Origin of the sequence: Tenacibaculum aiptasiae, from assembly GCF_008806755.1 — a bacterium.
GTDB classification, from domain to species: Bacteria; Bacteroidota; Bacteroidia; order Flavobacteriales; family Flavobacteriaceae; genus Polaribacter; species Polaribacter aiptasiae.
This window is the reverse complement of record NZ_WAAU01000008.1, coordinates 753,520-769,036: the sequence shown is the minus strand read 5'-3', so window position 1 is coordinate 769,036 and position 15,517 is coordinate 753,520. Positions and strand designations below refer to the sequence as shown.

Annotated in this window: 11 protein-coding genes; 6 read left to right on the top strand and 5 right to left on the bottom strand. The window is 32.2% G+C overall.

Annotated elements, in window-relative coordinates:
• Positions 1–62 precede the first annotated feature (62 nt).
• The 3 genes from lysA to F7018_RS06435 form a co-directional block, all read right to left on the bottom strand.
• The gene (lysA, locus tag F7018_RS06445; protein ID WP_150899192.1) at positions 63–1,268 is read right to left on the bottom strand and encodes a diaminopimelate decarboxylase; all 1,206 of its coding nucleotides are present in this window, start codon (positions 1,266–1,268) and stop codon (positions 63–65) included.
• 346 nt (positions 1,269–1,614) lie between these two features.
• On the bottom strand, positions 1,615–2,853 hold the full coding sequence (pepT, locus tag F7018_RS06440; protein WP_150899191.1) for a peptidase T: 1,239 nt from the start codon (positions 2,851–2,853) through the stop codon (positions 1,615–1,617).
• A 65-nt stretch (positions 2,854–2,918) separates the two neighbouring features.
• Positions 2,919–3,989: a DUF3810 domain-containing protein gene (locus tag F7018_RS06435; protein WP_150899190.1), complete on the bottom strand. Its 1,071-nt coding sequence runs from the start codon at positions 3,987–3,989 to the stop codon at positions 2,919–2,921.
• A 127-nt stretch (positions 3,990–4,116) separates the two neighbouring features.
• On the opposite strand from F7018_RS06435, the gene dnaB reads away from it, so the two are divergent.
• Complete coding sequence (gene dnaB / locus F7018_RS06430) at positions 4,117–5,631, top strand: replicative DNA helicase (protein WP_150899189.1); 1,515 nt, start codon at positions 4,117–4,119, stop codon at positions 5,629–5,631.
• Between the two features lie 74 nt (positions 5,632–5,705).
• Positions 5,706–6,965: an asparagine synthetase B gene (locus F7018_RS06425; protein ID WP_175578669.1), complete on the top strand. Its 1,260-nt coding sequence runs from the start codon at positions 5,706–5,708 to the stop codon at positions 6,963–6,965.
• A 302-nt stretch (positions 6,966–7,267) separates the two neighbouring features.
• On the opposite strand, the gene F7018_RS06420 is transcribed toward F7018_RS06425, so the two are convergent.
• Positions 7,268–10,510 carry a S41 family peptidase gene (locus tag F7018_RS06420; RefSeq protein WP_150899188.1) on the bottom strand — a complete coding sequence of 1,081 codons (3,243 nt, stop codon included), beginning with the start codon at positions 10,508–10,510 and terminating at the stop codon, positions 7,268–7,270.
• Between the two features lie 214 nt (positions 10,511–10,724).
• On the opposite strand from F7018_RS06420, the gene F7018_RS06415 reads away from it, so the two are divergent.
• Positions 10,725–11,570, top strand: a complete 846-nt coding sequence (locus F7018_RS06415) for a transketolase (protein WP_150899187.1) — start codon at positions 10,725–10,727, stop codon at positions 11,568–11,570.
• 131 nt (positions 11,571–11,701) lie between these two features.
• Positions 11,702–12,832, top strand: coding sequence for an N-acetyl-alpha-D-glucosaminyl L-malate synthase BshA (gene bshA, locus F7018_RS06410; RefSeq protein WP_150899186.1), 1,131 nt, complete (start codon positions 11,702–11,704; stop codon positions 12,830–12,832).
• 32 nt (positions 12,833–12,864) lie between these two features.
• On the opposite strand, the gene aroB is transcribed toward bshA, so the two are convergent.
• Complete coding sequence (gene aroB / locus F7018_RS06405; RefSeq protein ID WP_150899185.1) at positions 12,865–13,926, bottom strand: 3-dehydroquinate synthase; 1,062 nt, start codon at positions 13,924–13,926, stop codon at positions 12,865–12,867.
• Positions 13,927–14,030: 104 nt separating this feature from the next.
• Here aroB and F7018_RS06400 point away from each other — a divergent pair, with 104 nt between their 5' ends.
• Positions 14,031–15,194 (top strand): proline dehydrogenase family protein, encoded by a 1,164-nt coding sequence (locus F7018_RS06400; protein WP_150899184.1) that lies wholly within the window; start codon positions 14,031–14,033, stop codon positions 15,192–15,194.
• Positions 15,194–15,496: an LETM1 domain-containing protein gene (locus tag F7018_RS06395; RefSeq protein WP_150899183.1), complete on the top strand. Its 303-nt coding sequence runs from the start codon at positions 15,194–15,196 to the stop codon at positions 15,494–15,496. Before F7018_RS06400 ends, F7018_RS06395 begins: the two co-directional genes overlap by 1 nt.
• The last annotated feature ends 21 nt before the right edge of the window (positions 15,497–15,517 follow it).

Genomic DNA, 15,517 nt, shown 5'->3' with positions numbered 1-15,517 from the left:
TAGTCTTTGAGGGGTTGATTATATTTTAAAAAAACTCTGACTTCTAAAGTCAGAGTTTTTATTTATACAGATACTTCTACTTGGTTTTTTAAGATGTCCTCAAAAGTTTCTCTTTTTCTTATTAAGTAATCTTTCCCCTTATAAATCATAACCTCAGCAGGTCTGTATCTCGAATTGTAATTTGAAGCCATTGAATAACAATAAGCTCCTGCATTATGGAAGCATAAAATATCTCCTTCTGAAATTTCATTGATTCTTCTGTTAGAACCAAAAGTATCAGATTCACATATATAACCAACAATGCTATAAAAACGTTCTCTTCCTTTTGGATTAGAAATGTTTTCTATATGATGGTAAGAATTATAAAACATAGGACGAATCAAATGGTTTAAACCACTATCAATACCAGCAAAAACAGTAGAAGTTGTTTGTTTTATAACATTAACCTTAGCTAAAAAGTATCCTGCTTCACTTACCAAGAATTTACCTGGTTCAAACATCAGTGTAACATCTTTACCATATTCTTTACAAAAATTATTGAAACGTTGAGAAAGCTTTTTACCTAACTCTTCAATATTTGTAGAAATATCACCTTCTTTATATGGAACTTTAAAACCACTTCCAAAATCAATAAAATCAATATTATCAAACTCTTTAGCTGTATTGAATAATATTTCTGATGCCCTTAAAAAAGTATCAATGTCTAAAATATCAGATCCAGTATGCATATGTACACCATTTATACGCATTCCTGTATTTTCTACCACTCTTTTAATATGTGGTACTTGGTGAATTGAAATACCAAATTTAGAATCTATATGCCCTACAGATATTTTGCTATTTCCTCCAGCCATAATATGTGGATTAATACGAATACAAACAGGTACTTTAGGATGTTTTTGTCCAAATAACTCAAGTATAGATAAATTATCAATATTTATTTGAATCCCTAGTTTGGCAACGTCTTCAATTTCTTGTAAAGAAACTCCATTAGGTGTATAAATAATGTTTTCAGGAGCAAATCCAGCTTTTAGGCCTAGTTTTACTTCTTGAATAGAAACAGTATCCAATCCACTTTTTAAAGAATTAAAAACCTTTAAAATATTAATATTAGATAAAGCTTTGGCAGCATAGTTTATTTTTAGGTTCTTGACCTTTGAAAAAGCACCAGTAATTTTTTTATACTGACTAATAATTTTTTCAGTGTCGTAAACATAAAGTGGGGATTGATACTTCCCAGTTAACTCTAATAAGGCTTTTCTATCCATTTTTATTATTATTTAATGCCTCAAAATTAGATAATGGGTTTGTGCTAACAAATTATATATAAGAAATAAACATATCTGTTCTTTTTGTGAAAAAAAGGTTATTTACACATCTTGAAAAGGGGGTTTTCCTAATGTAATGTATTGAAAAAGAGACATATTTGTCATGAAATAAATGTAGGGGATTTATTTCACAGTTAAATGATATTTTCTTTAAGGGGTGATTATATCATTAAATTAAAGCTCTAGTATTTCACTAGAGCTTTTCTTTTGTTTGAAAAATAGATTTAGAAATAAAAAAAACTCTAGCTACTGCTAGAGTTCTTATTTTTATAATTAAGTATACTGTCTATTTGAATTTAGTAGCTACTTTTTGAGCAATACCTACAATTACTTCACTAGCTTTAATAATGCTCTCAACAGGTACGTATTCGTAACGTCCGTGGAAATTATGACCACCCGCAAAAATATTAGGACAAGGTAAACCTTTGTAAGATAATTGAGAACCATCAGTACCTCCTCTAATAGGCTTGATAATTGGGGTAATGTTCATTTCCTTCATCACCTCTTCAGCAATATCAACAATATACATTACAGGAGTAACTTTTTCCTTCATGTTATAATATTGGTCTTTAATATCAACAGAAATTAATTTTTGACCTCTCTTAGCATTTAATATTTCAGCTAAATCTAACATGGCTTTTTTACGGTTATTGAATTGATCCATATCGTGATCTCTTACAATATAGTGTAATGTTGTTTTCTCAACAGAACCTTCCATGTGGTGTAAGTGAAAGAATCCTTCATAACCAGTAGTTTTTTCAGGAACTTCATCTTCAGGTAAAGCATTAATGTATTCATTAGCAATTAACATAGAGTTAATCATTTTACCTTTTGCGTAACCAGGATGTACAATTTTACCATCAATAGTAACTTTGGCTCCCGCAGCATTAAAGTTTTCATATTCTAACTCACCAATTTGGCTACCGTCCATTGTATATGCCCACTGTGCACCAAATTTTTCAACATCAAACATATGAGCTCCTTTACCAACTTCTTCATCAGGAGGGAAACAAACTCTAATTTTACCATGCTTAATTTCTGGATGCTGAATTAAGTATTCCATAGCAGAAACAATTTCAGTAACACCAGCTTTGTCATCGGCACCTAATAAAGTAGTACCATCAGTAGTAATAATTGTTTGTCCTTTATACTGTAATAAGTCTTCAAAATAATCAGGAGATAAAACAATGTTTTCTTCTTTATTTAAAACGATGTCTTTTCCGTCGTAGTTTTCATGAATTTGCGGCTTCACATTAGCTCCAGTAAAATCAGGACTCGTATCAATATGGGCTACAAAACCTATAGTAGGTACTTCGTAATCTAAATTACTAGGCAATGTTGCCATTAAATAACAATTCTCATCTAACTCAACATCTTCCATTCCTATTTCTATCAATTCTTTTTCAAGAACTCTAGCTAAATCCCATTGTTTTTCAGTACTAGGAAAAGCAGGGTTATTAGGATCACTTTCAGTATCAATAGTTACATACTTTACAAATCTATCAATAATATGTTGTTTGTTCATTGTTGTTAATTTTATCAGCATCAAAAATAGCTATTTCAATAGTATTTTATAAATAAATTTGAAGTTTAATTTGCTTGTTTAAAGTAAGCAATTAGCAAGTCTACCACATAACTGTAAGAATCAATTCCTTTTGTTTGTTTGTTAGCTTTTAAGTAAGAGTTATAGCCTTTTTTAAAGTAAGGTTCAATAGGGTTTTGATATTGTTTCCAGTGTAAATAACTATTTCTGTAATCTTTATAGATTCCTTTATTTACCGTTTTTTTTATTTCCTTTGCTATTTCTTTATCACGTTTATATATTTGACCAAAACAGTAGTTGTATGCCATCCTGTAACCTGAGTATTGAAAGTATAAATCGTCGTTGGCTATGCAAGCCAAGAACCCAACAAAATTAGCATCATTTTCAGCAGCCCAACCTATTTGATGTGCCATTTCATGACAAGTAGTGGCTGGATAACCAGTTTTAGGAATCATATCATTTACTTGAGCTTCCCCTGTTATTGGATTGATGTAGCCTGAAGTTGTATTGTATGACTGAAATAAGCTTACCAGAGAATTTTTAATAGAAGGATTTGTATAAGCCAACTGTGGATAGGATTTAGTTAACTTATTATAACCATTAGGTGCTAACTTGTAAATTTCTTTTTGAGAATAAGGTACTTTCACTTCAATAGAGTCGTTGTTAGTTATAAGCAAATGAATTCTATTTAATTCAGAAACAATTTTTTTTGTGGTTGAAACTAACTCATCAGTCGTATAAGCAGATTGTTGTAAGTTCAGGTTTTTAGCTAATGGTTCGCGAAAATAATTCAATCCCCAAAAAGCATAAAAGCAAGCATAAACAACTGCTAAAATGGAAACAAATTTGATTAACTGAGGTAGTATGAATTTAAATTTGGTTTTGAACAAACGGTAAATAGCTTTGATAAATAAAAACAATAAAAAGAAGCCAAGTACATCACCAAAAGAAAAAGGAAGCCATCCTAGAAGAATTCTAAAGAATTTTGAAATATAAGGATATAATCCATTGCTATAATATTGTTCTATCCATTGTGTTTGTTGACTTAAAAAATGAATAAATATGATTTGAAATGGAAGGGTTAACGCTAGAATTAAATGTTTTTTTGAGTGCCTCATGGTTTCAAAAATAAGAAAGTTGAAACGTTATCAACAAGTTAATAACAATTTTATTGGCGAATTTGTGTAAAAAGAAATTTAGGAAATGCTTCTATAAATATCAGCATAAAAATATACTTTTGTTCTCATGGAAAAAACGCACTCTGTTAGGGGAACAAAAGTTGATAAGGCTAGAATAGTAAGTCTTGAAAAAGGAAAATTACCACCACAAGCTCTAGAACTTGAGGAGGCAGTTTTAGGTGCTATGATGATTGATAAAAAGGGGATTGATGAAGTAATTGATATTTTACACCCTGAGGCTTTTTACGATAAACGTCATCAAGAAATATATTCTGCAATTTATACGCTTTTCCAAAACTCAGAGCCAATTGATTTACTTTCTGTATCGAATCAATTGAAGAAAAATGGAAAATTAGATGTTGCAGGTGGAGATTTCTATTTAATAGGATTAACACAAAAAGTAGCATCGTCTGCACATATTGAGTTTCACTCACGTATTATTTTAGAAAAGTTTATTCAGCGTAAGTTAATTACTATCTCTTCTGAAATTATAGAGAGTGCTTATACAGAAACAATAGATGTATTCGATTTATTAGATGACGCCGAGGGAAAGTTATTTGAGGTAACGCAAGGAAACCTTAAAAAAGGAGCAGAAAGAGCAGATTCTTTAGTACAACAATCGATTAACAAAATTCAAGAGATATCAGGTAAAGAAGGGATGAGTGGTTTAGCCACTGGATTTACCAAACTAGATGCTTTGACATCAGGATGGCAACCTTCCGATTTAATTATTATTGCTGCACGTCCTGGTATGGGGAAAACGGCATTTGTAATTTCGATGGCTAAAAATATGGCGATTGAATTTAATCATGCAGTAGCTATATTCTCACTGGAGATGTCATCGGTACAGCTAATTACTCGTATGATATCATCAGAAACTGGATTAACTTCGGAGAAATTACGTAAAGGTAACTTGGAACCACACGAATGGGAGCAGTTAAACGTAAAAGTAAAGAGGTTATCAGATTCACCAATCTTTATTGATGATACTCCGGCACTTTCAATTTTCGATTTACGTGCAAAAGCAAGACGTTTAGTGTCACAACACAATGTACGTATCTTAATTATTGATTATTTACAGTTAATGACAGCTGGTGGAGCAGGAGGAAACCGTGAGCAGGAAATTTCTACAATTTCACGTAACTTAAAAGCACTAGCAAAGGAATTAAATGTACCAGTAATTGCGTTATCACAGTTATCGCGTGCGGTAGAAACTCGTGGAGGTTCAAAACGTCCGTTACTATCTGATCTTCGTGAATCTGGGGCGATTGAGCAGGATGCCGATATTGTATCGTTTATCTTTAGACCTGAATACTATGGAATGACAGAATGGGATGACGATGATCATTCACCATGTGAGGGACAAGGAGAGTTTATTGTAGCAAAACACCGTAATGGTGGTTTAGATAATATTCGTTTAAAGTTTACTGGACACTTAGCAAAATTCTCGGATTTAGAAGAAGGGTTTAGTAGTGAATTCCAGTCGAGTATGAACTCAAGTTTTAATGACGAGATTTCATCAAATAACTTCACTTCACCAGAAGATGCTTTCGGTCCAAGTGATGACGACGTACCGTTCTAGAATATTAAACAATTCATAAAATAATTTAAAATACACAATTGCTAAACAGTAATTGTGTATTTTAGTTTTTACATATGAAAAAATATATATACATAATAGCGTTATTGTTATTTTCAAATTCAATTTGGGCATCATTTATCTATGTACCAATGAGTCATGATAACCAAAAGAATCATTTAAAAGCATATGGAATTGTTTATTATGCATTGCAAAATGGTTTGAAAGCAAAGTGGCTGTTAAATTATGATGGAGGTGCTTTTTTAATGGAGAATAATGAGGCTGTTGAAAAGGAATGTAAAATTAGAGGAGTTTCTTATCAAATAATCTCCGATGCCAGATCGAAATTAATATTAGAAGAAATTTCATCACCATCTAAAAATCAAGAAGCGGTAACTTTAGAAAAAGCTCCTAAAATAGCGGTGTATTCACCTAAAGGAAAAATGCCTTGGGACGATGCTGTAACTATGGTGTTATCCTATGCAGAAATTCCATTTGATGTTATTTATGATGAAGAAGTATTAGACGACAAGCTATTGTTATATGAATGGTTGCATTTACATCACGAAGATTTTACAGGACAGTATGGACGTTTTTATGGAGCGTTTAGAACAGCACCGTGGTATATACAACAAAAGAAGGATGCAGAGGCGTTGGCTAAAAAGTTAGGATATACCAAGGTATCAGAACAAAAAGGAGCTGTTGCTAAAAAGATACGTGACTATGTAATAGGAGGAGGATTTATGTTTGCAATGTGTTCTGCTACCGATAGTTTTGATATTGCTTTAGCAGCAGATGGAGTTGATATTTGTGAAGGAATGTTTGATGGAGATGCTTCTGAACCAAACTATCAATCGAAAATAGATTTTAATAAAACCTTTGCTTTTAGAGATTTTGAATTAATTCGTAACCCAACAACATATGAGTTTTCTTCTATAGATATGACTCGTAAACGTAGAATAAAAAAAGAGGTAGATTACTTTACATTAAAAGAATATTCGGCTAAGTGGGATCAGGTACCAACGATGCTAACACAAAATCATACTCAGTTAGTAAAAGCATTTATGGGACAAACCACTTCTTTTGATCGCAAAACTATCAAACCTACGATTATGGTTTTAGGAGAAAATAAAACCAATGGGGAAGGTAGATACATTCATGGAACCAAAGGAAAAGGAATGTTTACTTTTTATGGAGGTCATGACCCTGAAGATTATCAGCATAGAGTAGGAGATCCAAAAACAGAGTTAGACTTGCACCCAACATCTCCAGGCTATCGTTTGATTTTAAATAATGTACTTTTTCCAGCGGCAAAAAAGAAAAAACAAAAAACCTAAACATTTTTTAGTTGAAAGTGTCAGCGGCGTTCGCTGACACAATAAAAATCCGATGAAACTATCAGCGAAGCTCGCTGGTGGTTTCGAAACTCTACGAAATGCTCAGCGAACTTCGCTGAGCGTTTTGTTTTTATGCAATTCAATCAACGAGCTTCGCTGATGGTTTCGTTTTAATGCAGAGCTATCAGCGAGCTTCGTTGAAAGAAAAAAAATTATAATACTTAACAAGCTGAATGTACCGTAACAAAAAAAGGTTAAAGTATAATGAACTTTAACCTTTTTGATATTGAATGTATTTAAAACTATTTGATGTCTTTAAGCATTTCAGATACAGATCGCTCTAATTGTTGATCACGACCTTTATCAATAATACCAGGCATGTTTTTTACTTTAATGGTAGGCTCTGTTTGGTTGTTTTCCATCCATCTTCCAGATTTATCTTTCGCACTAATAGGAACAACACCCCAGTAGCTTCCATTTGGTAATCCTTCCCATCCTGCAAAACTACAAGTACCAGGAACTGGCATACCTACTGTTTTTCCAATTTTAAGATCAGTATATCCAGCAGCATAACAATGTCCATCAGAATACATGCTCTCGTTAAAGATAGATAATGTAGGTTTTGTCCAACGTGAAGTAGGTTCACCACCAACTACTTTAGCTTCTGTTTCGTATGAAATAAAAGGAACTCCAGTAAAGAACATAGCTAAATCAGCAACTAAGTCACCACCACTATTAAATCTTGTATCAATAATAATTCCTTTACGGTCAGAAAATTTACCCATAATATCTTTATAAATACTTCTGTATGGACCATCGCTCATTCCAGGGATATGAACATAACCTAACTTTCCGTTACTTAATTTATCTACTTCTTTTTCGTTAGTTTTTACCCATCTTTTATATAATAAACGTTTTTCTTGCCTCAAAGAAATAGGTTTTACAGTAATGGTTTGTTTTTCCTTTGTTTTAGGGTTTGTGATATCAAGTAAAACGAATTTTCCTACTTTTCTGTTTAAGTATTTAGCAACATCTTCGTTTTTATCAATTGTAACACCATCAATTTTTTCAATAATCATCCCTGCTTTAACGTTAAAAGATGATTTATCTAAAGGTCCGTCTTTAATAACTTCATCAATTAAAATTCCGTCTCCTTTATGGTTGTAATTCATAAAAATACCAAGTGAAGCAGTTGCATCAGCATTTTTAATACTGTTACTATATCCAGCTCCAGCATGAGAAACGTTTAATTCACCTAACATTTCAGAAAGCATTTCAGAAAATTCAAAAGAATTACCAATAGATGGTAAGTACTTTTTATATTCTTTTTTCATTTTGTTCCAGTCAGTTCCGTGGAAATCTGGGTGATAAAAAATAGCATTTGTTCTTATCCATACGTGATCGAACATAGCTTCTCTTTCAGCTGCAGTGTCCAACATCATTTCACCGCTAATTTTTACCGGTTTTTTGCTCTTTTTAGCAGGATCTATCTTAGAAATTCTTCCACCACTTAAAAGATATAGGTTTTTCATGTCTTTATCCCATTGTAATGAACCGTAATTAGCATTTAAACGCATAACCATTTTGGTTTCTTTGTTACGTAAATTAGTACTCCAAAGATTCATTTTTCCTTCAAAACGAGCTAAGTAATATAAAACATCACCTTTTTTAGAAAGTACTGCATCACCAAGGCTTGAAGAATGAATAGTTAATCTTTTAATTCGATCTTTCATACTATCCCAATCGAAAGTAAGCGGTTTTACTTTTTTCTTGTCTTTATCCTTTTTCTTTTTGCCTTTTTTATTCTTCTTGTCAGCTTCTTTCTTTTTTTTATCCTTTTCTTTTTTCTGAATAGCTTTAATTGTTTCCATCAATTTAAACTCTTCATCGCTAAGGTTAAATTCATCCCAAGCTTCTTGTGTAAAGAACATACTATAAACATCAGATTGAGAACGTCCGCTAGTAGCATAAGACTTTAACCCATTTCTGTTACTAAACCATAACATTTGCTTTCCACCGTTCACCCATTTAGGATAGTAATCGTTATAACCGCTCTCAGTTAAGTTTATACGTTTGCTACCATCAGCAGCCATTAATAAAGCTTCACTATTACTTAGTGTTTTACTCCATCCAACCAATAACCATTTGCTATCAGGGCTCCATGTGTAGTATTTATCACCATCTCTCATGTGGAATAAATCTTTTGGAGTTAATAAGGTTACTTGTTTTTTAGTTTTTAAGTCCATTACTTTTAAGGTACGTCTTCCTTCAACAAAAGCTATTTTAGAACTATCAGGAGAGAACTCTGGTAAGTAATTGTCAAATTTGTTTTCAATAACTGGAGTTTCTTTTAATAAAGTTGCTGCAAAAAAGAAAGGTTCTTCTTTACGTACTTTTTCTGTTTTATAAATACTCCATTTTCCATTTCTTTCGCTACTGTATACTACCGATTTTCCATCAGGAGTCCAAGTAACAAAACGCTCTCTTTCTGGTGTATTGGTTAACCTTTTAGTGAAAGATTCACTTACTGAAGTTACAAAAACTTCTCCTCTAGAAATAAAAGCAATTTCTTTTCCATTTGGAGAGATAGACATTTCATTAACACCTCCATTAATAGAGATGAATTTATCTTTATTGTCTTTGCTTTGTGTTCTAATAATAACATTCACTTTTGAAGGTTTTTCGCCTTCTTTCATAGTATATAATTCACCATCGTAACCAAAACTTAATATGCCATTACCTACACTTAAGAAACGTACAGGATGTAATTTGAAATTTGTTAGTTGTTGATCTTGGTTAGCATTATCAATATTCATTTTATGAACATTAAAAGAGCCACTTTTTTCACTTAAATAATAAATGTTTTTTTCATCATCAGAGAAGAAAGGATGTCTGTCTTCACCAGCAAAAGAAGTAAGCATTTTATGAGTTTTCTTTTTAGTATCGTAACTCCAAATGTCTCTAGTGATTGATGATTTATGGTGCTTACGCCATTCGTTTTCACCACCTTTTTTATCATGGTATAACATAGTGTTACCATTTTTAGATACTTGTACATATTCAGCAGGTACCGTCATTAATTGACTAACACGCCCAGCTGTTACAGGTACAGCATAAAGTTCAGGTTGAGAATTGGTAGGATATTGTCTATGTTTTACTTCATCCTGACGTTGTGCTCCGAAAATAACCTCTTTGTTGTTTGCTGAAAAAGAAAATGGAATTTCATTAGTAGAGTGAAAGGTTAATCTTTTAGCTTCGCCACCTCTGGCGTCCATGATATAAATGTCGAAATTCCCATAACGATTAGAAGCAAAGGCAATTTTTTTACCGTCTTTACTCCAAACGGCTTTGTAATCGTGTGCCTTATGAAAAGTTAATTGAGTTGCAGTTCCACCAGTAGAGGGAACTTTATATAAATCACCTTTATAAGTAAAAACGATTTCTTTTCCATCTGGCGAAATTGAGGAGTGTCTCAGCCAATTGGGATTCTCTTGAGAGAATAGCTGTAGCGTTAAAAACGCGAATAATATTGATAGGTACTTCATTTAGTTAACTTTTTGCGCAATCTACTAAATTGTAGTACCTAATTATGTTAATTTAAGTTAAAATGAGAGATAGTTTATTTGTTTAATCTTTTGATAAAATAAGAAGGTAAAATTAGGACTAAAAATTATAGAACCCTTTTTTAAATAAGAATTGAAAAAGTAATTGGCAATTATTTTTTAAACTATTACTTTTGTCGAGATAAAACAAAAAATAATGTCGACAACACAACAGCTTCAAGAATTTACACAACAGGTACGTAGAGATATCGTTCGTATGGTACATGCAGTAAACTCAGGACACCCTGGAGGATCTTTAGGATGTGCAGAATTTTTTACTTGCTTATATCAAGAAATCATGGATTATTCTACTGATTTTAAAATGGACGGAAATAATGAAGATTTATTCTTTTTATCAAACGGACATATATCGCCAGTTTATTATAGTGTATTAGCACGTAGCGGATTCTTTCCAGTTGCTGAGTTAGCAACATTTAGAAAGTTAGATACACGTTTACAAGGACACCCAACAACACACGAACATTTACCAGGTATTCGTATTGCTTCTGGATCTTTAGGTCAAGGAATGAGTGTTGCTATTGGTGCAGCTCAAGCAAAAAAGTTGAATGGAGATGATAAAATTGTATATTCATTACATGGTGATGGAGAATTGCAAGAAGGTCAAATCTGGGAAGCAGCAATGTATGCAGCAGGAAAAAAAGTAGATAACTTAATTGCTACTGTAGACGTAAATGAAAAACAAATTGACGGTACTACTGACGAAGTTTTAGCAATGGGAAGCTTAAAAGCTAAATTTGAAGCTTTTGGTTGGGATGTATTAGAAATTAAAGAAGGAAATGATGTTGATGCTATTTTAAAAGGAATGGCTGATGCAAAATCTCGTACAGGAAATGGAAAACCAGTTTGTGTATTATTATATACAGAAATGGGGAATGGAATTGACTTTATGATGCATACACATGCATGGCATGGTAAAGCACCAAACGATGAGCAATTAGAGGCATCGTTAGCACAAAATCCAGAAACATTAGGAGACTACTAAGAAATAGTTTTTAAAATAACATTCAAAATCCCGCTTTTATGCGGGATTTTTTTATGTTTTTCTTCACATTAAAGCGTAAGTAAAAACGTAAATTTACGTCATTAATAATACCAAATAATAAAACACAATAAATGAGAATAGGAATTGTATGTTATCCTACCTTTGGAGGAAGTGGAGTAGTAGCAACTGAACTAGGTATGGCATTAGCTGATAAAGGGCATGAAGTACATTTTATAACATATAATCAACCAGTTCGACTAGACTTTTTTTCACACAGAATACACTTTCATGAAGTAGTATTAGAAGAGTATCCTTTATTTCAATACCAACCTTATGAATTAGCATTGTCTAGTAAGATGGTTGAAGTAGTTGAAAAGCATCAATTAGAAGTGTTACATGTACATTATGCAATACCGCATGCCTATGCCGCATATATGGCTAAAAAGATGCTAGAAGAAAAAGGTATTAATGTAAAAGTAGTTACTACATTGCATGGTACAGATATTACTTTAGTAGGAAGTCACCCAACGTATAAAACAGCTGTAGAGTTTAGTATTAATAAATCGGATGAAGTAACTACAGTTTCTAATAGTTTAAAAGAGGATACATTGCGTTTGTTCAATATTGATAAGGACATAAAAGTAGTATATAACTTTATTGATGGTGACAAATACGACAAAGCGCATCAAGCTGAATGTAAACGTATTGGTTTGGCAAAACCAGAGGAAAGAATTTTAACGCATGTAAGTAATTTTAGACCAGTTAAGCGTACCGACGATGTGATTCGAATATTTAATCAAGTTCAAAAGGAAATTCCATCAAAGCTATTAATGGTTGGAGATGGACCAGAACGTTTAAAAGCTGAGAATTTAGTAAAAGAATTTGGTTTAGAAGATAAGGTGTTGTTCTTAGGAAACAGTAATGAGGTGGCTAAAATATTATGTTATTCAGATGTGTTTTTATTACCATCAGAAACAGAAAGTTTTGGATTGGCAGCTTTGGAAGCAATGGCGGCAAGTACAGCTGTGATATCAACAAATACAGGTGGTCTTCCAGAAGTAAATATAGACGGTAAAACAGGATATTTAAGTGATTTAGGTGATGTAGATGATATGGCTAAAAATGCTATTAAGATTTTAAAAGACGAGGTTATATTAAATCAATTTAAAGAACATGCCAAAGAACATATAAAGTTGTTTTCTTTAGAAAATATTTTACCAGTATATGAAGAAATATATAAAAGTTGCTCGGTAACAGCATAAATTAAAAAAGGCGAGAAAATTTCTCGCCTTTTTTAATTTATGTTATAGTATTTTAAACTATCTATAATTAGGTTAGATGGGACTTTGCAATCGATTTTGAAATCTTCATAGTCCTTTAAAAGAACAAAGTTAATTTCACCACCGATATTCTTTTTATCGTGTTTCATTAATTCAAGAATAGCAGAAAAGTCATCTTCTAAAATTTCTATTTTACCATATATAGTGTGAATAGCTTTTTTAATTTCTTCAAGTTTATCTTTTGAAAAACCTAAAGTTTCTGAAGAAATATATGCTTCACAAACCATACCTATAGCAATAGCTTCACCATGAGTTAGGTTTTCTTTATGGTCACTTTCTAAAAAATAAGATTCAACACCATGTCCAATGGTATGACCCCAGTTTAAAACTTTACGAACATTTTTCTCTTTAGGGTCTTCTAAAACAACTTCGTTTTTAATTTCAATAGATCGATGAATTAAGTCTATAATATTTAATTCAGGATTGTCTTTAATTTCATTAAATAAACGAATATCATGTGTCATTCCGTATTTAATAATTTCAGCAGTACCAGATCTAATTTCTCTAGGAGTAACCGTATGTAAATATTCAGGGTCTAATACAATCAATTCAGGATTAGCAAAAACACCAATCTGATTTTTTAAAACACCTAAATCAACACCAGTTTTCCCACCTACAGAAGCATCTACCATACTTAAAAGAGTAGTCGGAATGTTTACAAAATCAATTCCACGTTTAAATGTAGAGGCAACAAAACCACCTAAATCGGTAATTACACCACCACCAAGAGTAATTAATAAACTTTTACGATCGGCACCTAATTCGGTCATAGCATTCCAAACACCAATACAAGTATCGATGTTTTTATAAATTTCACCAGCATCAATTTGAATAATTTCAATGGGCTTATCGGTTTCTAGTAATTGCATAAACCTAGGATAACAATGCATTATCGTATTGTCATCTACAAGAACAAAAATAGACGAGTAATTATTGTTGCGAATTAAATTAGCTAATTCGATATACGCTTTTTCTTGAAAATGGATAGTGTATGTTGCTGCTTGAATAGAAGTCATTTCAATCTATAATTTAAAGGCGAAATTAAATAGAAAATATTAAAATATATCATATGTGTCTGTTATATTTGTCTTTAAAATCAAATAATAATATTACCTCGATAATGAGACTTTTTGACAACACCGAAACTGCTTTTAAATTAAAATCTGACTCAGAGTTAGAAAGAGCATATTTTTTGTTTAAAATGATACAGAACCAGCCAATGGTTCGCATAGGAACAGCGGTAACTAATTTTGCCTTAAAGGCACACTTACCAGTTGAAGGTTTAATCCGTTCAACAGTTTTCGATCATTTTTGTGGAGGAGTAACAGAAGATGACTGTTTACCTAACATAGAAAAAATGTACGATCGTGGTAATGTACATAGTATTTTAGACTACTCAGTAGAAGGAAAAGAAGATGAAGCACAGTTTGAAGATGCTTTACAAATGACATTGAAAACAATTGATTTTGCTGAAGAAAAAAAATCAATACCATATGCAGTATTCAAACCAACAGGTTTTGGACGTTTTGCTTTATACCAAAAATTAACCGAGGGTGAAGAGCATACAGAAGAAGAAAAAGTAGAATGGGAAAGAGTTGTAGAGCGTTTTCATATAGTATGTAAAGCAGCAGCAGAGAAAGATGTCCCATTATTAATTGATGCAGAAGAAAGTTGGATGCAAGATGCTGCTGATGATTTGATTGAAGAGTTAATGGAAATTTACAATAAAGAAAAAGCTATTGTATTTAATACATTACAAATGTACAGACATGACCGATTAGAATACTTAAGAGGTTTATATCAAAGAGCACATCAAAAAGGATATCACATAGGTATGAAAGTAGTACGTGGTGCCTATATGGAAAAAGAAAGAGAAAGAGCAAAAGAAAAAGGATATCCATCACCAATTTGTGTAGATAAACAAGCAACAGACGATAATTATAATGAAGCTGTTCGTTTTATGATGGAGCATAAGAACATGGCAATCTTTGCTGGAACTCATAACGAAGAAAGTTCTTATTTGTTAATGGATTTAGCAAAAGAGTATAACGTAGAATCGACAGATAAGCGTATGTGGTTTGGTCAGCTATATGGTATGAGCGACCATATTAGCTTTAATTTAGCCCAAGAAGGATACAATGTAGCTAAATATGTTCCTTTTGGACCAGTACGTGATGTAATGCCATATTTAATTCGTAGAGCAGAAGAAAATACTTCGGTAGCAGGTCAAACTTCAAGAGAATTAAATTTATTGAAAACCGAAAGAAAGCGTCGTAAACTGTAATGAGTACGGTTGACGAAATAAAAGAAGCTATTCAAAAAAATAAAAAAAGACTAGCTAAAGAGCTTCAAGAAAGCAAAGAGCTAGTTTTTTTGATAAAAAAGTCTCTTACCACAAATTTATCTGAAGAAGAAAAGATAAAGGTAAAAGAGCAAATGTTAGATATATGTAAAGCTATTCCTGCGTTTACAGTTTTTATGTTGCCAGGAGGAGCTTTACTATTACCATTACTAATAAAATTTATTCCAGATATACTCCCAAGTGCCTTCCGAGGAGACGATGAATCTTCAGAAGAAGAAAAATAATTCAACTTCCCTATAGTATTC